The 20,795-nt window shown below is 67.8% G+C and carries 18 protein-coding genes and 1 riboswitch; of the genes, 4 read left to right on the forward strand and 14 right to left on the reverse strand.

Going from position 1 to position 20,795, the window contains the following annotated elements; translation table 11 throughout:
* Window positions 1-7 precede the first annotated feature (7 nt).
* On the reverse strand, window positions 8-1,633 hold the full coding sequence (gene groL, locus ACZ5UM_RS02195) for a chaperonin GroEL (RefSeq protein WP_464846744.1): 1,626 nt from the start codon (window positions 1,631-1,633) through the stop codon (window positions 8-10).
* A gap of 19 nt (window positions 1,634-1,652) precedes the next feature.
* Window positions 1,653-1,946 (reverse strand): co-chaperone GroES, encoded by a 294-nt coding sequence (groES, locus tag ACZ5UM_RS02200; RefSeq protein WP_464846745.1) that lies wholly within the window; start codon window positions 1,944-1,946, stop codon window positions 1,653-1,655.
* 235 nt (window positions 1,947-2,181) lie between these two features.
* Between groES and ACZ5UM_RS02205 the strand changes: the two genes are divergently transcribed.
* On the forward strand, window positions 2,182-3,879 hold the full coding sequence (locus tag ACZ5UM_RS02205; protein WP_464846746.1) for a PHP domain-containing protein: 1,698 nt from the start codon (window positions 2,182-2,184) through the stop codon (window positions 3,877-3,879).
* A gap of 3 nt (window positions 3,880-3,882) precedes the next feature.
* On the opposite strand, the gene ACZ5UM_RS02210 is transcribed toward ACZ5UM_RS02205, so the two are convergent.
* The 8 genes from ACZ5UM_RS02210 to ACZ5UM_RS02245 all read right to left on the reverse strand — a co-directional run bounded on the left by ACZ5UM_RS02210 (window position 3,883) and on the right by ACZ5UM_RS02245 (window position 12,282).
* Complete coding sequence (locus tag ACZ5UM_RS02210) at window positions 3,883-4,569, reverse strand: hypothetical protein (RefSeq protein ID WP_464846747.1); 687 nt, start codon at window positions 4,567-4,569, stop codon at window positions 3,883-3,885.
* Window positions 4,570-4,747: 178 nt separating this feature from the next.
* The gene (locus ACZ5UM_RS02215; RefSeq protein WP_464846748.1) at window positions 4,748-5,272 is read right to left on the reverse strand and encodes a hypothetical protein; all 525 of its coding nucleotides are present in this window, start codon (window positions 5,270-5,272) and stop codon (window positions 4,748-4,750) included.
* 172 nt (window positions 5,273-5,444) lie between these two features.
* The gene (locus ACZ5UM_RS02220) at window positions 5,445-6,827 is read right to left on the reverse strand and encodes a DUF4179 domain-containing protein (protein WP_464846749.1); all 1,383 of its coding nucleotides are present in this window, start codon (window positions 6,825-6,827) and stop codon (window positions 5,445-5,447) included.
* Window positions 6,824-7,306, reverse strand: coding sequence for an RNA polymerase sigma factor (locus ACZ5UM_RS02225; RefSeq protein WP_464846750.1), 483 nt, complete (start codon window positions 7,304-7,306; stop codon window positions 6,824-6,826). Before ACZ5UM_RS02225 ends, ACZ5UM_RS02220 begins: the two co-directional genes overlap by 4 nt.
* 178 nt (window positions 7,307-7,484) lie before the next feature.
* Entirely contained in the window at window positions 7,485-8,012 is a 528-nt protein-coding gene (gene moaC, locus ACZ5UM_RS02230; RefSeq protein WP_464846751.1) for a cyclic pyranopterin monophosphate synthase MoaC, read from the reverse strand.
* Between the two features lie 13 nt (window positions 8,013-8,025).
* Window positions 8,026-9,015 (reverse strand): GTP 3',8-cyclase MoaA, encoded by a 990-nt coding sequence (gene moaA / locus ACZ5UM_RS02235; protein ID WP_464846752.1) that lies wholly within the window; start codon window positions 9,013-9,015, stop codon window positions 8,026-8,028.
* A gap of 112 nt (window positions 9,016-9,127) precedes the next feature.
* Window positions 9,128-11,053, reverse strand: a complete 1,926-nt coding sequence (locus ACZ5UM_RS02240; protein ID WP_464846753.1) for a molybdopterin biosynthesis protein — start codon at window positions 11,051-11,053, stop codon at window positions 9,128-9,130.
* Entirely contained in the window at window positions 11,050-12,282 is a 1,233-nt protein-coding gene (locus ACZ5UM_RS02245) for a molybdopterin molybdotransferase MoeA (RefSeq protein ID WP_464846754.1), read from the reverse strand. Before ACZ5UM_RS02245 ends, ACZ5UM_RS02240 begins: the two co-directional genes overlap by 4 nt.
* Window positions 12,283-12,360: 78 nt before the next feature.
* A riboswitch (molybdenum cofactor riboswitch) is annotated at window positions 12,361-12,495 on the reverse strand.
* A gap of 133 nt (window positions 12,496-12,628) precedes the next feature.
* On the opposite strand from ACZ5UM_RS02245, the gene ACZ5UM_RS02250 reads away from it, so the two are divergent.
* Window positions 12,629-13,684 carry a YkvI family membrane protein gene (locus tag ACZ5UM_RS02250; protein ID WP_464846755.1) on the forward strand — a complete coding sequence of 352 codons (1,056 nt, stop codon included), beginning with the start codon at window positions 12,629-12,631 and terminating at the stop codon, window positions 13,682-13,684.
* Window positions 13,685-13,978: 294 nt separating this feature from the next.
* On the opposite strand, the gene ACZ5UM_RS02255 is transcribed toward ACZ5UM_RS02250, so the two are convergent.
* Window positions 13,979-15,589 (reverse strand): transposase, encoded by a 1,611-nt coding sequence (locus tag ACZ5UM_RS02255; protein WP_464846756.1) that lies wholly within the window; start codon window positions 15,587-15,589, stop codon window positions 13,979-13,981.
* 336 nt (window positions 15,590-15,925) lie between these two features.
* On the opposite strand from ACZ5UM_RS02255, the gene ACZ5UM_RS02260 reads away from it, so the two are divergent.
* Complete coding sequence (locus ACZ5UM_RS02260) at window positions 15,926-16,930, forward strand: PDDEXK family nuclease (protein WP_464846757.1); 1,005 nt, start codon at window positions 15,926-15,928, stop codon at window positions 16,928-16,930.
* A 95-nt stretch (window positions 16,931-17,025) separates the two neighbouring features.
* On the opposite strand, the gene ACZ5UM_RS02265 is transcribed toward ACZ5UM_RS02260, so the two are convergent.
* Window positions 17,026-17,580 (reverse strand): hypothetical protein, encoded by a 555-nt coding sequence (locus ACZ5UM_RS02265; RefSeq protein ID WP_464846758.1) that lies wholly within the window; start codon window positions 17,578-17,580, stop codon window positions 17,026-17,028.
* Between the two features lie 98 nt (window positions 17,581-17,678).
* On the opposite strand from ACZ5UM_RS02265, the gene ACZ5UM_RS02270 reads away from it, so the two are divergent.
* On the forward strand, window positions 17,679-18,272 hold the full coding sequence (locus ACZ5UM_RS02270) for a TetR/AcrR family transcriptional regulator (protein ID WP_464846759.1): 594 nt from the start codon (window positions 17,679-17,681) through the stop codon (window positions 18,270-18,272).
* Between the two features lie 69 nt (window positions 18,273-18,341).
* Here the strand turns inward: ACZ5UM_RS02270 and ACZ5UM_RS02275 are convergent, their stop codons facing one another.
* Both ACZ5UM_RS02275 and ACZ5UM_RS02280 read right to left on the reverse strand, forming a co-directional pair.
* Complete coding sequence (locus ACZ5UM_RS02275; RefSeq protein WP_464846760.1) at window positions 18,342-19,223, reverse strand: 3-hydroxybutyryl-CoA dehydrogenase; 882 nt, start codon at window positions 19,221-19,223, stop codon at window positions 18,342-18,344.
* Between the two features lie 194 nt (window positions 19,224-19,417).
* Entirely contained in the window at window positions 19,418-20,605 is a 1,188-nt protein-coding gene (locus ACZ5UM_RS02280) for an acetyl-CoA C-acetyltransferase (protein ID WP_464846761.1), read from the reverse strand.
* Window positions 20,606-20,795: the final 190 nt, after the last annotated feature.

Here is a 20,795-nt window from a genome sequence, read left to right on the forward strand (position 1 = left end):
AGTGGCATTACATCATGTCCATGCCGGGCGCCGGGGCGTTGTTCTCCTTCTTCTCGGGCTTCTCGGTGACCAGCGCCTCGGTGGTCAGGATGAGCGCAGCGATGGAAGCAGCGTTCTGCAGGGCGGAGCGGGTCACCTTCACCGGGTCGATGATGCCGGCGGCGACCATGTCGACGTACTCCTCCTTCAGGGCGTCGAAGCCGTGGCCAGTCGGCAGGCTGCGGACCTTCTCCACGACGACGGAGCCCTCGAGGCCGCCGTTCTCGACGATGCACCGCAGCGGCTCCTCGACCGCCCGCCGGACGATCTGGGCGCCGACCTTCTCGTCGCCCTCCAGCGTCTTGATGAGCTCGTCGATGGCCTTCTGGGTCTGCAGCAGCGCGACGCCGCCGCCAGCGACGATGCCCTCCTCGACGGCCGCCCGGGTGGCGTTGAGGGCGTCCTCGATGCGGAGCTTCTTCTCCTTCAGCTCGACCTCGGTGGCCGCGCCGACCTTGATGACGGCCACGCCGCCGGCCAGCTTGGCCAGCCGCTCCTGCAGCTTCTCACGGTCGAAGTCCGAGGTGGTCTCCTCGATCTGCCGCTTGATGGCGGCGACCCGGTTCTTGATGGCCTCGCTGGAACCGGCGCCGTCGATGATGGTGGTCTTCTCCTTCTCGACGCGGACCTGGCGGGCCTGGCCGAGCATCTCGATGGTGGCGTTCTCGAGCTTGCGGCCCAGCTCCTCGGAGACGACCTCGCCGCCGGTCAGGATGGCGATGTCCTCCAGCATGGCCTTGCGGCGGTCGCCGAAGCCCGGAGCCTTGACGGCCGCGACCTGCAGGGTGCCGCGCAGCTTGTTCACGACCAGGGTGGCCAGCGCCTCGCCCTCGACGTCCTCCGCGATGATCAGCAGCGGCTTGCCGCGCTGCACGACCTTCTCCAGCACCGGCAGCAGGTCCTGGACAGCGGAGATCTTCTTATCCGTGATGAGGATATAGGGCTCGTTCAGGACGGCCTCCATCTTCTCGGTATCGGTGACCATGTAGGCGGAGACGTAGCCCCGGTCGAACTGCATGCCCTCGACGGTCTCCAGCTCGGTATGGAGCGTCTTGGACTCCTCGACGGTGATCACGCCGTCCTTGCCCACGGTGTCCATCGCCTTGGCGACCAGCTCGCCGATCTCCTTGTCGTTGTTGGCGGAGATGGCGGCGACCTCGGCGATGGCCTTGTTGGTCTCGACCGGAATGGCCTGCTTGCGCAGCTCCTCAACCGCCACCTCGACGGCCTTCTCGATGCCCCGCTTCAGGATCATCGGGTTGGCGCCGCCGGTGACGTTCTTCAGGCCCTCCTTCACGATGGCCTGAGCCAGCACGGTGGAGGTGGTGGTGCCGTCGCCCGCGACGTCGTTGGTCTTGGTGGCGACCTCCTTGACCAGCTGGGCGCCCATGTTCTCGAACGGATCCTCGAGCTCGATCTCACGGGCGATGGTCACGCCGTCATTGGCGACGGCAGGGGCGCCGAACTTCTTATCGAGCACGACGTTCCGGCCGCGGGGACCGAGGGTGACCTTCACCGTATTGGCAAGCGCATCAACGCCGGCCTGGAGCTTCCGCCGGGCGGCCTCGTCGAAGATAATCTGCTTCGCCGTCATCGATTGCAGACCTCCCTAACTAACCCTGAACGATGGCGAGAATGTCCCGCTCGCCGTCCAGGATGATGTACTCCTCGCCGTCGATCTTGACCTCGGTGCCCGCGTACTTGGAGAAGATGACGGTGTCGCCCTCCTTGACCTCGAGCTCCACCTTCGACCCGGACTCCAGGGTACGGCCGGGGCCCACGGCGATGACCTTACCCTGCTGGGGCTTCTCCTTCGCGGTGTCGGGCAGCACAATGCCGCTCTTGGTGCGCTCTTCCTTCTCGAGCGGCTTGATGACAACCCGAGCGCCCAACGGCTTGATGTTCATCTTGAAGGTCCCTCCTCAGTGCTGAGTCTGTTAGCACTCATTCCGCCCGAGTGCTAACACCATGACCTATGATAGAAAAGGAACCGGAGGGAGTCAAGCCCCTCCGTTCGCTTTTTTTGCTGTCCCCGCTGGCGCGGAAAGACAGCCCGGGCGGCGGATCGGGTAGAATGAGCGGTGAACAGGCAGGGGGCGCGGGCCCGGACCCGGGCGGCGCTCCCCTGGGGGAGGCGGAACCGTGGACAACCTGACCGTGGCCGAAGCCCTCTACGAGATCGCAGACCTGCTGGAGTTCACCGGCGGCGACCCGTTCAAGGTCCGCGCCTACCGCAAGGCCGCCGAGGCCCTGGGCCTCCTCCCGGACCCGGTGACGGACCTGGTGCGGGAGGGGCGGCTCACCCGCATCCCCGGGAGCGGCAAGGCCATCGCCGCCAAGGTGACTGAGATGGTGGAGACGGGGCGCATCGCCTACCTGGAGGAGCTGCGCCAGGCGGTGCCGCCCGGCGTGCTGGACCTCACCCGGGTGCCGGGCCTCGGCGCACGGACCGCCATGCTGCTGTACCGGCGGCTGGGCATCGACAGCCTGGAGGCGCTGGAGCTGGCCGCGCGGGAAGGGAAGCTGCGCGACCTGCCGGGGTTCGGACCCCGGAAGGAGGCGGCGCTGCTGCAGGCCGCCGCGCAGGTGCGCCGGCGGCCGGAGCGGCTCTCCATCGGCACAGCCGGGCCGGTTGCAGAGGCAGTCGCCGGCCGGCTGCGCGCCCACCCTGCCGTCCTGCAGGTGGCCGTGGCCGGCTCGATCCGCCGGCGGGCGGAGACGGCGGGGGACATCGACCTGGTCATCGCCACCCGGGACCCCGCCGCGGTCCGGGCGGCCCTCAGCGCCCTGCCGCCGCTGCCCCTGCCGCTGGACCCCGTGCTGGTGCCGCCGGAGGACTTCCCGCTGGCGCTGTTCGAGCGAACGGGATCGGCGGCCCACGTGGCCGAGGTCGCCAGGATGGCAACAGCGCCCGTGACCCTGACGGAATCCGGTGCGGACGTTGCGGCAGATCCCGGTGCGAGCGTTCCGGCGGATCGCGGCCCGGGCGAATCCGACGAGGCCGACGCCGAGGTCTATCGCGCCCGGGGGCTCCTCTTCATCCCGCCGGAGCTGCGGGAGGGACGCGGCGAGATCGCCGCCGCCCTGGCCCGCCGCCTCCCCCGCCTGATTGCACGCGCCGACCTGAAGGGCGACCTGCACGTGCACACCTCCGCCTCTGACGGCACGGCGACCCTGGCCGAGATGGCCGAGGCGGCCCGGGCGATGGGCCACCAGTACCTGGCCATCTGCGATCACTCCCAGTCGCTGCGCATCGCCCGCGGCCTGAGCCCCGAGCGGCTGCGGGAGCAGGTGGCCGCGATCCGCCGCCTGGACCAGTGGCCGGACTTCCGGCTGCTGGCAGGGGCCGAGGTGGACATCCTGCGGGACGGCACACTGGACTACCCCGATGCGCTCCTGGCCGAGCTGGACGTGGTGGTGGCCTCGATCCACAGCCACCTGAACCTCCCGGCGGAAGAGCAGACCCAACGGCTGCTCCGGGCCATCGAAAATCCCCACGTCGACATCATCGGCCACCCCTTCGGCCGGGTCATCGGTCGCCGGGAGCCCATGGCCCTGGACTTCCCGCGCATCCTGGAGGCCTGCGCCCGCACCGGCACCGCCCTGGAGATCTCGGCCAGCCCCTCACGGCTCGACCTCTCCGCCGAGCATGCCCGCATGGCGAAGGAGGCGGGGGTGAAGCTGGTCATCAACACCGACGCCCACTCGGTGCGGGAGCTGGAGCTGCTCCCCTACGGCGTAGGCCAGGCCCGCCGGGGCTGGATCGAGCCGGGGGACGTGGTCAACGCCTGGGATCTGCCCGAACTGCTCGAGTGGCTGGGGCGGTCCAGCCCGGCCTGACCGTCACGCCGTCACCCGGGTCAGCAGGCCGCTCCTGGGCGGCGCCCCCCGGGGGCCCACGCCCAGCGTCATCCGGTTGTTGTCCACTACCGTGAGGTCGAAGAGCATCCGGAGGCTGCCCTCCACCTCCATCCAGTAGAACCGGTGCCCCTGGGGCTTCATGACGCGGTCACACCGGGGAAACCGGGCGCCCTCCTGGAACAATTTCAGCCGGAAGAGCCCCTGGGGCGCAGGGCGAATCTCGACCCGCACGTCCCCGTCGGGCAGTCTCCCGGCGTATGTGCCGACCCACGCGTAGTTCATCTGGCCCACGTGCCGGTCGGCCAGGGCATCGAAGGGCCGCGAGACCGGATCGAGCTCAGGGTGGAAGGTCATGACCACCAGGACGTCGGCCTGCCGGTGCAGCCAGACCTCGGAGCAGCTGACCGTCACCGCCTCGCCGGGGCCGATGATCGCCGGATTGCCCGTGCCCACCAGGCGCGCATTCTCGGCCGTGACCGGAAGGCCGGCGGGCACGCTGTAGAACTCGGTGGTGGCCACGACCTCCCGGGAGCCCAGGTTGCACACGACCGCCCGCGGGCGCCCGTCCGGCCCCACCGTGATGTCGGGTGAGGCAAAGGGCGCCGCGAGGGGCCGGACCCCGGCGTCCCCCGGCCGGGACCGCAGCAACAGGAACGCTGGACGGTTCACTCTTCTCTCCCTGCGCAGCACACGAATCCCCCCCATCTGAACATGGAGGGGAATTCACCGGAGCCAAAGGTCCATCCTTTTCCCTTACAGATTATTCGCACAAAATTTCGGCCGTTTGACAACCTGTGCGCACATTCGACATCCAGGATCTGTGCCGATGTCGTTCCGCCCGCTGCGATCAGCGGACTTTTACGCCTCGCTTCTGCACGTCCGCCAGCTGACGCGCCGGCACCCACTCCCCGGGCCTGGCGGGCGCGGCCGGAGCCGGCGGAGGTCCCTCGGCCTTCGCAGCGCGGGCGAACAGCAGGATGATGAGGGCGGCAGACGCCCAGAGCCAGGGGGCGACCGCCTGGCCGACCCCGGGCCAGTACCGCTCCAGCAAGGCCGATATGGGCAGGAAGGCCCCCTGCCAGAGCGAGTGAATCCAGTCCGGCGCCCAGTAATGCAACAGGAGCAGGCCCGGAAGCTGTGAGAGCAGCGCGGTCCACGCCGCCATCGACGTGCGGTACCGCCGGGTGCGCCGCTCGGCCTCCTCCCGGAAGACGATGCCCAGTCTCCAGACGAACCAGAGGAGCACCAGGGCCGCGGGCAGCCCGACCCAGGGGAACCGGCCGGAGAAGAACCAGCCCAGGCCTCCCAGCAGGATCTGTCCCAGGAACAGCAGGAGCGCCGTCTGAAGCCGCAGCTGCAGCATGATGATCACCTCAAAGGGGTTTCACCTGTACAGTACGCGGCCTGACTACGGTTTTCCTGCTGGTGAATTATCGAGCGGTTAGAGGAACTGGATCGCGCCACCGTCCCGCCACCCGGATCAACCCTGCCCACGCCGCCTACACCCGCTCACTCGCCGCGAAGGGTGAATATCCGGCCGGTGGTCAGCCGTCGGGCTCCGGGCCGGGCAGCTCAAACACCCACGGCCCCTCCACCGCCACCGCCGCCCGCGTGGCCCGGACGGCCACGGGCTCCACCCCCTCGGAGAGACCGGAAGCGTACCGCTGATGGCGCACGCCCTCGCTCACGAAATTGGCCGTGCTTGCCCACGACGCCTGTCCCTGCGGCCCCAGCGGATGCGCCTGCCCCTCTGCATCGATGACCTCGAACCCGGCGATCCCCCGGAGCGGCTCAACGTCCGGCATTTCCCAGCGGAAGCCAACGCCATCGGGGGTCTGCTCAAACGCCACCAGCGTGATCGGCACGCCCATCACCTCAGCCACGGCACCCTCCTCCAGGGGCCAGACGGCCTCAATCGGAACACCCTTGACCCGGGGCCTCAGGACAAGCCTGGACGGCCCCTCCATCGGCGGAAAGGCGATGTGGTAGACATTGTCGACCCCGATGCTGCTCTTGCTCGACTCAGGATACCGCCGGCCGTCCACCTCCAGGTAGTTGTACTCCACCTCAGGATCCCAGCTCAGCGAACCCTGGAAATGCTCCTTCTCCTCCCGGTACCGGACCACGGTCTCGGCCGGGGTGTAGATCACGCTCTCCACCGTCACCCGCACGCCGTCGTGCTCCAGCGTCTGGTTCACGGCCACCTCCCGGGAGAACTTGTCGGTCTCCTGGCGAGAGGCAGGTACGGTCAGCCGGATCTCCTCATCGCCCACCCGGAACGTCAAACCGAGTTCGGCTTCCTCCGTCTCCAGCGGCAGCGTGGACAGGACGCCGAAATGGCCGAGAGGCGTCTCCTCCGGGTACATGAAGCTGCTGGTGACACCCTGGCCATTCACGGTGTCGATAAACCCAACCACAGGCTCCACCGTCCGCGGAGGGATCACGAGCGAATCCACCGGCCGCGGAGGGGTGATGAGTGAATCCACCGGCACGGGCGCCCCATCCCGGTGCGGACTGCCAGGCGCGCCCAACACCCGGTAGAGCACCGTCGTGCGCCGGGCGTCCGCCACCACGCCCAGGATGCGTACCGTGACGCCGTTCTGCGTGACCTCGGCCACGTTTCCGTCGATCAGCCCCCTGTCGTACGCCCACTTCAGCCCGGCGTCCTCGAGGATGATCCGGGTGATGACGGGGCCCACCAGCGGCAGTTCGGCCGCCGCCCCTGCCCAGCGGGGGAAGGTGAGACCCAGTGCCAGGGCGACCGCCGCCGCGGCGGCCGCGCCTCCCAGCCATGACCACCGCCGGCGGGTGCGGCGCACCGCATCCCCCCGAACATAAGCCTCGAGGTCCATGCTCGGCTCACCGGCCTGCGCCCAGCGCTTCAGTCCCTGGCTCAGGCGGTGCTCAAAGTCGTCGCGGCCCGTCATCGCGCCGCCCTCCTCTCCGCTTCCTCCATCTCCCGCAGCAGGGCCAGCGCCTTGCCCAGGCGCGATTTCACCGTGCCCACGGGGATGCCCAGGGCCTCGGCCACCTCCTGCTGCGACATGTCCAGCATGTAGCGCAACACCACCACCGGGCGCAGGTGGTCGCTGAGGCGCGCGACCATCTCCCAGATTGCCGTCGCCTCGGCATCCGGCCCCGGGGCCGTATCGGGCAAGTATGCCGCCAGGTCCTCCACCGGGAAGGATCGCCGGCGGCGCTCCAGGATCTGCCGGCACTGCCGGATCAGGATCCGCCGCATCCAGGCGCCGAAGGCGTGCTCGTCCCGCAGCTGGCCGAAGTGCCGGTAGCCGGCCAGCGCCGCCTCCTGCAGGGCGTCCTCGGCGTCGGCGCGGTTCCCCAGCATCGCCAGCGCGATCCGCTCCAGGTAGCCCTGGTGGGCGCGCAGCAGCTGAAAGTAGTCCATGGCTTGATCCTTTCTGGCTGGTCTCACTGACATTGAGGAGGCGAAGGCGGCTTCCGTTCGCGGGGGCCCGTGACTTCGACGCGGCTGAGAGCCTTCGGCGCGCTGCAGGCCCGGCAGGCCCGTTGTCGACCCGGCAATACGCCCCCGCGCCGCGGTGTGCGGCACGGGGGCGTCTGCATTATTCCACTTCCTCGCCGGGTCTCACGTACGTGCCGCTCTTGCCGCCGCTCTTCTTCACCAGGCGGACGGCGCCGATCACCATGCCCTTGTCGACCGCCTTGGCCATGTCGTAGATGGTGAGCGCCGCCACCGAGCAGGCCGTGAGCGCCTCCATCTCCACGCCCGTGCGGCCCACGGTGGAGACCCGGGCCTCGATCAGCACCCGGCTGCCGGCCTCGTCGAAGGCGAACTCGACGCTGGCCTGGGTGATGGGCAGGGGGTGACAGAGGGGGATCAGGTCGCCGGTGCGCTTGGCCGCCATGATGCCCGCCACGCGGGCCACGCCGATCACGTCGCCTTTCGGCACTCCGCCGGACTGGATCAGCGCCAGGGTCTCCGGGCGCATCCTGACTTCCGCCCGGGCGACGGCCACCCGCTCGGTCTCCCGCTTGCCGCCCACGTCGACCATCCGGGCGTGGCCCCGTTCGTCCAGATGGGTCAGCCCGGCCCTGTCGCCGTGCTCACCGGTCCGCGCTGCGTCAGCCATGTCGCACCCCCTCCTACCCGCCAATGCCGTGCATGACCCGCAGCCGGTAGTCAGACTCCAGGTCGTCGAAGTTGTGCTCCCGGGGCTTCTTCAGGATGGCGTCCGCCAGGGCGTTCTTCAGGTCCTCGTCCGTCTTGCCGGGATCCCGGATCACCGGTTTCAGGTCCACCTCGTGGATGTGGCCGAGGCACGGGTTGATCTTGCCGTCGGCCGACAGCCGGATGCGGTTGCAGTCGGCGCAGAAGCACTCGGTCACGGCGGAGATGAAGCCGACGGTGCCCTTCGCGCCGGGAAGCCGCCAGTACCGGGCCGGGCCGTTGCCCTTCACGCCCTCCCGCACCGGCTCCAGGTCGCCGAAAGCGTCCATCAGCCGCTCGCGCATCTCGGCGGCGGGGACCAGGTTCTCCCACGTGAACTGGTACGCCTCCGAGAAGGGCATCACCTCGATGTAGCGCACGTGAACGGGCCGGTCCAGCGTGAGCCGGGCCATGTCGGCGATCTCGTCGTCGTTCCAGCCGCGGATGACCACCATGTTCAGCTTCACCGGCTCCATGCCCAGCGCCAGCGCGGTCTCCATGGCCTCCAGCACCTGTGCCGGGCCGCCTTCCAGCCGGGCAATGCGGGTGTAGCGGTCCTGGCGGAGGGTGTCCAGCGAGAGGTTCAGCCGGTCCACGCCCGCGGCCTTCAGGTCCCTGGCCATCTTGGGGAAGAGCAGCCCGTTGGTGGAGAGGGCCAGGTCGGTCACGCCCAGGGGCTTCAGCTCTGCCAGGAACTTGACGATGTCCCGGCGCACCAGCGGCTCACCGCCGGTCACGCGGATGCGGTCGATCCCCAGGCTGACAGCGGCCTTCACGACCCGGAGAAGCTCCTCGTAGGTCAGGTACTCGCTGTGCGGGCCCAGCTTCACACCCGTCAGGGGCATGCAGTACACGCAGCGAAGGTTACAGCGGTCGGTGACGGAAATGCGCATGTAGTTGATCTTACGGCCCCACTGATCGATCACGGGCAGCGCCCCCTTTCATTCGGTCAGCCCCGGGTCGGCCGGTCCCGGCCCGATCGTCGCGGGCTTGGCGGATCCCGTCCCGGATCGGCTGTGCGCGTCCGCCGGGGCCTTCTCACACCCGGCGGATCCGGCCGGAGTCGGAACAGTCGTAACCGCCCAGCGACTCCACAGCCCGGAGGAACTCGGGATCCCGCAGCAGGCTCAGCACCGCCTGCACACCGGGGTGATCCTCCAGTTCGGCAGGGATGCAGAGTTCGTACTCCTCCCAGGCCACCGGCACGAAGTCCAGGTCCAGCGCCTGGGCAGCCGAGCGGATGCCCAGCCCCGCATCGGCATCGCCCGCCTTCACGGATGCGGCGACGTTCAGGTGGGTGAACAGCTCCCAGCGGTACCCCTGCACCTGGGCTGGCGCGATGCCCTCCTGCCGCAGGTGGTAGTCCAGGAGCAGCCGGGTGCCCGCCCCGCGCTGCCGGTTGACAAACCGCACATCCGGACGGGCCAGATCGCGGAAGGACGTAATCGCCTTCGGGTTGCCCTTCGGCACGATGAAGCCCTGCTCCCGCCGGGCCAGCAGCACCAGCAGGGCCGACTTGCCCAGGTACTTGCGGACGTACGACGTGTTGTAGTCACCCGTCTCCTCATCCAGCAGGTGGACGCCGGCCATGTGCGCTTCGCCCCGCTTGAGAGCCAGCAGCCCGCCCTGGGAGCCGACGTGGGCGCTGGAGACGTAATACCCGCCCTTGCGCCGGAGGAAAGAGCCCATCAGGTCCAGCGAGGTGTCGTGGGAGCCGATGACCACCACCGTCTCCTGGATGTCGCTGAACGGGCGGAGCAGCTCCACCATCACCTCGCTGCCCTCGCCGATGCCCTCCCGGTCCGCGGGCACCACCAGCAGCCCGTCGGCCCGGACCAGCGAGGTGATCACCGCCGCGCCCCGGCTGATGGGCGTGGCGACCAGCCGGTCGCCCACCCGTCCCAGCTTCACCCGCACGTGCTCCTCCACCCCCATGGGCGAGGTGATCCGGCGGGCCAGCGACGCCTGCACCGTCTCACGCGGCGGAACCGGCTGGCCCAGCGCCCGGTACACCAGCGGCTTGACGAACAGGTCTGCCGTCAGCCAGGTGGAGACCGGGTAGCCCGGCAGGCCGACGAAGGGCTTGCCGTCGATGAGGCCCAGCATCACGGGTTTGCCCGGGCGGATGGCGACGCCGTGGGCCAGCACCTGACCCAGCTCCTTCAGGACATGTACGGTGTAATCTTCGCTGCCGGCGGAGGAGCCGGCGTTGACGATGACGATGTCCGACCGGGCCGCCGCCTCCTTCACGGCCTGCCGGATCTGCTCGTAGTCGTCGCGCACGATCGGGTGCCGCACCGGCTCGCCGCCCCACTCCCGCACCAGGGAAAGGATGACCCGGGAGTTGAACTCGACGATCTCCCCCGGGGCGGGGTCGGGCTTGGGCTCGACGATCTCCGTGCCCGTGGGGATGAACGTGACCACCGGCCTGCGCACGACGGGCACCTCCAGGATGCCGGCCGCGAGCAGGGCGCCCAGGTCCTGGGGACGGATGACGTGCCCCTCGGGCAGCAGGACCTCGGTCGCGACCACGTCCTCGCCGATCTGGCGCACGTCCTGCCACGGGGCCACGGGCGCCAGGATCTCGCAGCGGGCGCCGGTGTGGTAGCCCTCGTCCAGCAGGTTGATGTGCTCCACCATGATGACCGCGTCGCATCCCGGCGGCAGCGGGTCGCCGGTGTCGACCCAGAAGGCCTGCTCGCCGATGGTCAGCACCCGCGGCGAGGTCTCCGTGGCGCCGAAGGTGTCGCTGGCCTTCACGGCCACGCCGTCGACGGCCGAGGCGTTGTAGTGGGGGGCCGAGATCCGGGCCCGCACGGGTTCAGCGGTGATGCGGCCCAGGGCCTCGTCGGTGGGGATGATCTCCCGCTGCGGCCTCCACCCGGCCTGGTCCAGCGCCTGGAACAGCCGGTTCAGCGCCTCGTCCCGGGGCAGCGATTCCAGGTAGATCTTGCGCGTGCTCATTCGAGGACCTCCACTTCCACCAGGTCGCCGGCCAGGAGCCCCTCCCGGGCGGACGGGATGACCAGGAGCCCGTCGGCGCGCACCAGGGTCGAGATCAGGCCGGACTTGCCGTGCACCGGTTCTGCCCAGACCTCGCCGTCCTGCCGGAAGAGCCGCACCCGCACGACGTCAGTGCGGCCGGCGGTCGAGGCGACGTTCTTGGTCAGCCGGGCCCGCACCGTGGGCCGGAACGGAGGCTCCGGCGGCAGCCCCTGCATCTGCCGGAGCAGCGGGGCCACGAACAGGCCGTAGACCACCTGGGACGACACCGGATGGCCCGGCAGGCCCACCACCGGCACGCCCTCGGCGACCGCCAGGATGGTCGGCTTCCCGGGCTTGAGCTGCACGCCGTGCACCAGCACGCCGGGGCTGCCCAGCCGCCCGATGAGCGCTGCCGTCAGGTCCCGGGCGCCCACGCTGGAGCCGCCGGAGATCAGGATAAGGTCGTAGGACATCCCCTGCCGCAGCAGGGCGAGGATCTGCTGCTCGTCGTCCCGGGCGATGCCCAGGTAGGTGGGCTCGCCGCCGTCCCGCCGGACCAGGGCCTGCAGCGCCTGGCCGTTGGACTCCCGGATCTGGCCCGGCGCCGGCGTCGCCTCCGGGGGCACCAGTTCGTCGCCCGTGGAGATGATGGCGACCCGCGGCCGACGCACCACCTCCAGTTCCCCCACGCCGGCGTGGGCCAGCAGGGCCAGCTCCTGCGCCCGGATCAGCCGGCCGGCGGGCAGGAGCGGTTCGCCGGCCCGGCAGTCCTCGCCCCGCTGCATCACATTCTCGCCCGGCGAGACGGGGCGCAGGACGGCGATCTCATCGGGCGCCGACTGCTCGGTGTGCTCCACCATGACGACAGCATCGGCCCCCTCTGGAAGCGCGCCGCCAGTGGCGATCTTCTGCGCCTCGCCGGGGCTGAGCGGCACCGCGGGGGCCTGACCCATCGGAATCTCAGCGGTTACGGTCAGATACGCCGGCAGCCCCTCGGACGCGCCGAAGGTGTCGGCCGAGCAGACGGCGTAGCCGTCCACCGAGCTGCGGGGAAAGGGCGGCAGATCCTCGGGTGCGAGCACCGGCGCCGCGGTGATGCGCCCCAGCGCCGCCTCCCGCGCCACCCGCTCGGCATCCATGCGCCGCGTGGCGGCGCGCAGCAACTCGGACCGGGCTTCTTCGACGGACTTCAGTGTGAAAAAATCCATATCCTCACCTGCTTCGCCGACATCTGCCTCGAACGAAAAAGCTATCTCCCGGATGGAAGATAGCAGAACGAGGCGGGCACAGCCCGCAGTTCCGCCCCTTTCCAGCAGGAGGCCGCCGGGTTTCCCCGACAACCCTTGCCCGGACGAGCCGGGACCGGTCGGGCGACCATTCGGATCCGGGTCAGGTCGCCAGACTCGGGACGACACCATACCGTCATTCAGTTACTGCATCCATTATACGTTCTGTCGCAGGGGCAGGGCAAGCAAGCTCTGTCCACTTTCGACATATGCTTGACTGACCGGGGATAAACCTGCGTGTTTAGCAGCGGCGAAAGGAGCGGTGCAGATGGCGGCAAGGCGGAGGGCAGCCGTTTTCCGCGTGGCTACCACGTACATCGGCACGGTTGTGGGCGCGGGGTTCGCGTCGGGCCAGGAGACCCTGCGCTTTTTCGCCGCGTACGGCCCCGCGGGGCTGGCGGGCATCCTGCTTGCCACGCTGCTCTTCTGCGTGCTGGGCATCAGCGCGATGAACCTGGGCCGGAGACGCCGGGCGGAAACCCACCGGGAGATTCTGCACCACATCCTGGGCGCGCCGCTCGCCCGGATCATGGACGGTGCCATCACGGTGTTCCTGGGCATCACCCTCACGGTGATGATCGCCGGAGGCGGGGCGATTTTCGCCCAGCAGTTCGGCGCGCCGTTCCCGCTGGGCACCCTCTTCACCGCCGTGCTGGCCGGCGCGACCATCATGGCCGGCATGAGGGGCGTCATCTCCGCCAACGCCGTGGTCGTGCCCCTGCTCACCCTGGCTGTCCTGGGGCTCGTGGCCGCCTCGTTGCAGCACCACGGACTCGGTGAAGCCCTGGGCGCCCTGACGCCGAATGCCGCCCTCGCCCCTGCGCGGTCGTGGTGGATGTCGGCGCTGCTCTACGTGAGCTACAACCTGGTCCTCTCGCTTTCGGTGCTGGGGCCGCTGGGGGCGGAGGTGGATGACCGTCAGTCCCTCCTGTGGGGCGGCCTCCTCGGCGGCCTGGCCCTGGGCCTGATGGCCGCCGGGATGATGCTCGCGGTCAGTGTCCACCTGCCCGAGGCGGCGGTGGAGATTCCCATGCTGTACCTCACCCGGTTCCACGGCCGCTTCGTGCAGTGGTTCTACGCCCTGGTCCTGTGGGCGGAGATCTACACCACGGCGGTGGCCTGCGCCTACGGCTTCGCCGGACGGCTGGGCCAGATCTGGCGGTACCGGGAAGCCGTCGTCGCCAGCGTCTGCCTCGCGCTGGTGGGCAGCAGCTTCGGCTTCAGCCAGCTTCTGGCCCTGTTCTACCCACTGATCGGGCTGTTCGCCCTGGTGGTGCTGTTCGGGCTGCTGCGGGAACCGCTGCGGGGCTTGCCGCGGGGGTGACGTGCGATGGAAATTCATCGTACTTGCCGCCGTCGCCACGATCCTTTACGCCTCAACGACCAGGCACGAGGGCAGCGGGGCGCCCCAACTGCGACGAACTTCCACTTCCTCCGCCCGCCAAGTACAAATCCGTCGCACTTGCCGCCGTGGCCACGATCCTTTGCGCCTGAACCACTAGGCACGAGGGCGGCGGGGCGCCCCAACTACGACGAACTTCCACTTCCTCCGTCCGCCAAGTGGAAATTCATCGTACTTGCCGCCGTGGCCACGATCCTTTGCGCCTGAACCACTAGCTCAAGTTTCACGCGAACAACTCGACATTCGTGGTGTTAAAAGGGCGTATGGGTAGGGAGTGGCCCGGTTCAGGGTAATCTCAGCTCCAGCCAGGGGAGTACCCCGGCTGAACACCAACCGCAGCGTGTCGCCGAGGCACCGAATGGTTGCTCGGCACCGGGCCGCTACTCGTACCAAGAGTCGACTCCCCGCCTCGGCCAGTTTGGGCGAGTTCGTGCTCAGAAACCGCCAAGCCCAGCGCACCAGGTTGAAGGCGAACAAGACCAGCTGCGTGAAGGCGGCGTTGGCCTCATACTTCCGCATCCGAGGAGTACCAAAGTGGAACGTTCCCTTCCACTCCTGGAACCCGGCTTCGATGGTCTGCCGTCCATGGTAGAGCTTGACGACCTCTGTCGTGGTGAGCTCCTCAGGCTGGAGCGTAGTCAGGATGACGCTGCGGACCTCCCGGCCATCGGCGTCCCAGCGGCGCATGGCGACCAGTCGCACCGGATACGGTGCGAGCAAAGTGGGGCCAGGTACGGTAACGGCTTCGGAGGCAAACCGGTTCTTCTCGACTTCAACCCAGTTCTCTGCCGGTACAGCGTCGAAGAGGTGCTTGTAGGCGACGTTGCTCCCGGAGTAGGACTTGATGGTGAACTCATACCCCAGTTCCAGCAGGCGCTGGATCACTTCCGGCGTGCCAAAGGCGCTGTCGGCTCGCAGCAGAATACGGAGGGGAGCCAGGTTCGTCCGATTCTCCTGCCGGTACTGCCGGAGTCGCTGGTTCACTTCACGGAGGTGCTGAACCTCCTCCTGGAACTCACGCTGCAGCTTCTGCTTCCGGCGGGCGCTGCCCTTGCCTGATACCGTCTGCAGTTGCTGATACAGCTGCCTGACCCGAGCCTTCTGCTGAGCCAGGCATGCCTCGACCCATTCGACTCGCCGCAGGGGACGACCAATCCGGGCTTCGATCCTGGGAATCAGTTCGAGCAGGCAGGCGCCGGAACGGCTGTTGGCCTTGCCGGACTTGAGAAGGCCGTCGATGGCAAAGCGCTGCTGCTTCCCGCTGAGGAAGGCGGCTGCGATCTGATAGCCTCGGGCCAACTTCCCCTGGATGTAGCCGAAGTCGGTACCGGTGTACTGCCTGGTCTCGCCCCGAACCTTCTGGCCGGTGAGGTCAATGTCGACGATGACCATTCCGGAGCGGTCTGGACCTGCTACGGCAGCCACCTCCTGCTGAAGCAGCGGGGCCTGGATCTCAGCGAGTGCGTCGGAAAGCTGCTGAACGTTCTCCTCCGTCAGCTTGCTGAAGGTCGCACAGACGGTGGAAAAGTGAGCAAAGCGTTCCTGCCCCCAGGCTTGAGCTACGGCAGGATCGGCAACCAGCGGCTCAGGGTCGAAGTTGAGATCCTTCATGTAGCGACAGTTGCCGAGAATGGCAACCAACGCCTCGACCACCTTGTCAACCGGCGTGTGGGCGTAGGTCTTCTGCTTGATGCGCAGGTGCCGATTCAGGATCTCAACCAGGTTGAGCCTTTGAGCTACCCAACCAAGAGCGACAAGAAAACCATGCCGGGTGGTGGATTTGATGGCTTGCGCAGTGACTTCGGGCGTCGTACCATGAGACTGCATCAGTCGAACCTCCACATGGTGGTTTACGAGGGGCAACTCCCACCATGTATCATTGGTTCTGACTGATGCTTTTTCAATGGGTTTCCATTGTACGGAGTGCGGGTTATTCACGCGAAACTTGAGCTAGGCACGGGGGCGGCGGGGCGCCCCAACTGCGACGAACTTCCACTTCCTCCGCCCGCCAAGTGGAAATTCATCGTACTTGCCGCCGTCGCCACGATCCTTTGCGCCTCAACGACCAGGCACCGAAGCTCACGTCTCTCTTCCCACAATCTTCCGCCCGCACGAGCAGGACCTTCCACAAATTTCTAGGACCCACTATACCTGGTGAGTGTGATGAAACCGGTCGAGTTCTCTGTGCCTCATGCACTGTGGAAGGACAGGACCATCAGCGAGGCGGCCAAGACACTCTGGTGTTTCCTGCGTGCCCTCCAACCCAAGTCAACCTTCTCGCTGGGGGAGCTCCACAAGCTCACCGGTCTGTCTTACCACACCCTTCATGGGTCCGTCCGTCAACTGCAAGAGAAAGGCTGGATCGAGTTTCGTCGGCTGGGTCTACGAACCGTCTTATGCCTGGTGAGAACCGACGATGGACTGCGGCTGCCCTCCGACATCCTGCTGCAACCGCTCCCGCGTACGGCCAAGTGGATCTGGGCCGTGCTGCGGACGATGGATCGACCGGTGACGTATCAGCAGTTGCGAGCGCTGACCGGGTTCAGCCCTGACACGATCCGGGCGTCCATTCGAGGGCTTCTGGATACACACTGGCTGGTCATGGAAGGAACTTCAAGGCGCCCGGTCAGGCTCAGGGCGGTCAACCCGTTCGAAGCCCGTCGCCAGGCAGAGATCGAAGAGTGGGAGCAGCGACTAACCGAAGGGCTGAAAAGCGGCCTGTCTCGCGGTCAGTGCCTCTTGTACTTCACCGTTCGAATAGCCTTCCCAACGGCCAAGATCCTTCTGAACGCCAGATTGCCCGCTCTGACCAACCCGCTAACCGACGCAGAACTGGAGATTGACATCTACCTCCCTGAGTTTCGGCTAGGGCTGGAGTACAACGGCCCCCAGCATTACACGACGACCGAATGGTTTTCCGAAGAGGAGCAGTTCCGAGCGCAACGGGCGCGTGACCTGATGAAGCTGGGCCTTTGCCAGGAGAAAGGCATCGACCTGCTCGTGGTCACGAGTGCTGACCTCTGGCCCAGTCGGATCTGGCGGGCACTCGCCCGGAAGGTTCCCGTGCGTGAGATTCCCGATGAGGAGTGGCATCTGGTGCAGTGGCTGTACCGGCACGTGCGCCGGTACCGGGAGTCCGTATACCGCGAGACCGGCGTACACGGGTAACGTCTCCCAGGATCTTGGCGACGCGACACCGGGTGGCGCCCTGACCGGCGTCACCCGGTGTCGCCTCCGTATTCACCCCTGGCAGGGCGTGTGTCTCAGTGCGCTTCGGCCGAGCCGGGGCTGCGGGGCCAGATGAAGTAAGAGAGTGAGATCAGCAGGTCGATGATCACGACCAGCGTCCACGTCCCCAGGACTCGCAGCAGCGCGCTCGTCCGGGCCAGGTCGCCGACCAGGTAGATGAGCAGGGCGAGGTAACCGCCGCCCAGAAGCCATGCCAGCACGTGGAGCATACTGCCGGCGAAGTTGTAGCGAGCGTGCTCCCGGCCGTAGAGCTGCCGGGGCCGGGGGCCGCGCTTCAGGATGTGGTACTGGAAGCGCTCATCGGCCCAGCGGATGATGCGTTTGCCGAACGTCACCGAAACACTGAGGTACACCGCCGCGATGCCGTGCGCCAGGCTTGCCGTCGCGCCCTTCACCAGAACGTCATAGGTGGTGGCCGCCAGCAGGATGAGATCCAGCAAAGGCGTCATGGCCAGCAGCACCAGGCCCAGTCCGGGCCGGTGGAACAGGTAGCGCGCGGTCAGGCCGGCGATGACGAAGACCCAGAAACCGATCTCCACCCCGATAATGAGGTAGGCGATGAAATTCAACGGCTGGCCTCCCTTCTTTTTTCGCACAGGTGTGCTGCCAAAGCGGAGTCTACCACGGTCCGGTGGTTTTTGCAACACACTTGTGCTATAATGAGGCCATGCCGAAGATCGTTGATCATGAGGAACAGCGGCAGCGCATCGCTGAGGCCATGTGGCGGGTGATCCTGAGAAACGGCATGGAAGGAGCGACAGTGCGGAAGGTCGCTGCGGAGGCGGGGATGTCGCCCGGCGCCCTGCGCCATTACTTCAAACAGCAGGATGACCTGCTGGTCTACGCGATGCGGCTGGTGAACGAGCGGGTGGAGCAGCGCATCATGCGCATCGTGCGGGAGAGCCTGCCGCCGGTGGAGAAGGCGGTGCGCTTGCTGCTGGAGGTGCTCCCCCTGGATGAGGAGCGGCGGGCGGAGATGGACGTCTGGTTCTCGTTCATGGCGTACGTCCGCCACCGCCCGGACCTGGAGGGGATCCCCGAGAACCGGCTCGCCTTCCTCGTCAGCCAGGTGATCGCCTACCTGGCGCATGAAGGGATGCTGCAGGACGGGCTGGATCTGGCGCTGGAGACTGAGCGGATCTATGCGATCATCGACGGCCTGGCCGTCCACGCGCTCCTGGAACCCGGTAGGCTCCGGCCGGAGACGATGGAACGGGTCGTGCGCACGTCGCTTGAGCGCCTCTGCCGCCATGCCCGGTAGAGCAAATCGGCTGCAAAGAGACGTCCGCCCCCGCCGCAGGGCACTGCGGCGGGGGCGGATCCACGTCTGCTACCGCTTGAACTTGACCGGCGTGGCGCCGTTCTCATCGTAGATGTAGAACCCGCGCCCGCTCTTGCGGCCCAAGTAGCCTGCCTGCACCATCTGCACCAGCAGCGGGCAGGGCCGGTACTTGGGATCCTTGAAGCCCTCGTAAAGCACATTCATGATCGACAGGCAGGTATCCAGGCCGATGAAGTCCGCGAGCGTCAGCGGGCCCATCGGATGGTTCATCCCCAGCTTCATCACCGTGTCGACCTCTTCGACCCCGGCAATGCCCTCGTACACGCAGAACATCGCCTCGTTCAGCATGGGCATCAGTACCCGGTTGGAGACGAAGCCGGGGAAGTCGTTGACCTCGACCGGCGTCTTGCCCATGGCCTCGGCCAGGTTCCGGATCGCCGCGTATGTCTCGTCCGACGTCGCGATGCCCCGGATCACCTCCACCAGCTTCATGACCGGGACGGGGTTCATGAAGTGCATGCCGATGAACCGGTCCGGCCGGCGGGTCACCGCCGCCAGCTGGGTGATGGGCAGGCTGGAGGTGTTGGAGGCGAACAGGGTGGCCTCCGGGCAGATCGCGTCCAGTTCCTTGAAGAGCGCCAGCTTCGCGTCCAGGTTCTCCACGATCGCCTCGATGACCAGGTCGCACCCGGCGGCCGGCGCCAGCTCCGTGGTGCCGGTGATGCGCCCGAGGATGGCCGCCTTCTCCTCCTCGCTGCGCCGGCCTTTGGCCACGTCGCGGGCCAGGTTCTTCTCGATCACCCCGAGGCCCCGGTCGACAAAGCGCTGCTCGATGTCCCGCAGCCACACCTGCAGCCCGGCCTGCGCCGCCACCTGTGCGATGCCCGAACCCATCTGGCCTGCGCCGACCACCATGACCCGCTTGATCATCCACATCCCCTCCGACTCAGGTTCTCAGTCTCCTTGCCCGTCCCGACCGCCTCAACCAGAGGCATCCCGTGAGACCCGGCCATCGCCTGATCCAGGATCGCCCGATAAGCCTCCGCCACCGCCCGATCCAGGATCACCCGGTAAGCCTCCGCCACCGCCCGATCCAGGATCGCCCGGTAAGCCTCCGCCGTCCCCTAATCCACCCGGATCAGCGTCGCCTCGCCCTGACCGCCGCCGGAGCAGATGGCCGCCAGGCCGATCCCCCCGCCCCGCCGGCGCAGCTCGTATACCAGGTGCATCAGGATGCGGCCGCCGCTGGCCCCGATGGGATGGCCCAGAGCGATGGCCCCGCCGTTGACGTTGACGATCTCCGGGTCGACCTCCAGCAGCCGGGTCGAGACCAGGGTAACGGCGGCGAACGCCTCGTTGATCTCGACCAGGTGCAGGTCCTGCGCGGTGAGGCCGGCCCGCTTGAGGGCGATCTGCCCGGCCCGGGCGGGGACGACGTGCAGGGCGTGGGGCTCATCGGAATACTGACCCTGCGCCACGATGGTGGCCAGGATCTCCAGCCCCAGGGCTTCTGCCTTGTCCCGCGACATGACGACCAGCGCCGACGCGCCGTCGGAAAGGCCCGGGGCGTTGCCCGCGGTAATGGGGCTGTCCGGCTCGAAGGCCGGCCGCAGCGCCGCCAGTTTCTCCGGCGAAGTGTCGCGCCGGATGGGCTCGTCCTCCAGCACGACGGTCTCGCCCTTCTTCGAAGGGATTACCACCTGGGTGACCTCCTCCGCGAAGAAGCCCCGGTCCCAGGCGGCGGCCGCCCGCATATGGCTGCGGTAGGCCCATGCGTCCAGCTCTCCCCGGGAGAGGCCGTACTCCCGAGCCGCCCGACCGCCGTAGGTGCCCATGTGCACATCCCCGAAGGCGCACCACAGACCGTCGTGGATGACGCCGTCGATCAGCTTGCCGTGGCCCATGCGGTACCCCCGGCGGGCGCCGGTGAGCAGGTAAGGCGCGTTGCTCATCGACTCCATGCCGCCCGCGACCACCACGTCCGCATCGCCGGCCCGGATCAGGGTGTCCGCCAGGTTCACCGCCCAGAGGCTCGATGCGCAGACCTTGTTCACCGTCGCCGAGACGACCCCGAACGGCAGCCCGGCCTTGTGCGCAGCCTGGCGCGACGGGATCTGCCCGGCGCCGGCCTGCACCACCTGGCCCATCAACACCTGATCGATCTCCTCCGGCTGGTCCAGCAGCTCCACCCGGCGCAAGGCCTCGCGGATGGCGACTGCCCCCAGATCGGTCGCGGACAGGTCGCGCAGCGCGCCCTGAAAGGCACCGAACGGTGTACGAACGGCACTGACGATGACGGCTTCCCGGCCCATTAGCGCTCCTCCCTTGCGATTTGCAATGGTGAAATTCTTCTCACGGTCACCATTATAGCAGATGGCGATCCGAAAGGGATGCGCAAACAGAAAGGGCCCCTGCACTCGCAGAGGCCCGAGACGCTGCGGCGGTACCCGCCATGCACGGCGGCCCCGTCCCCGGCGGCAGCCGCTCACATCCGGCGGATCG

The organism is Symbiobacterium ostreiconchae (assembly GCF_055396975.1).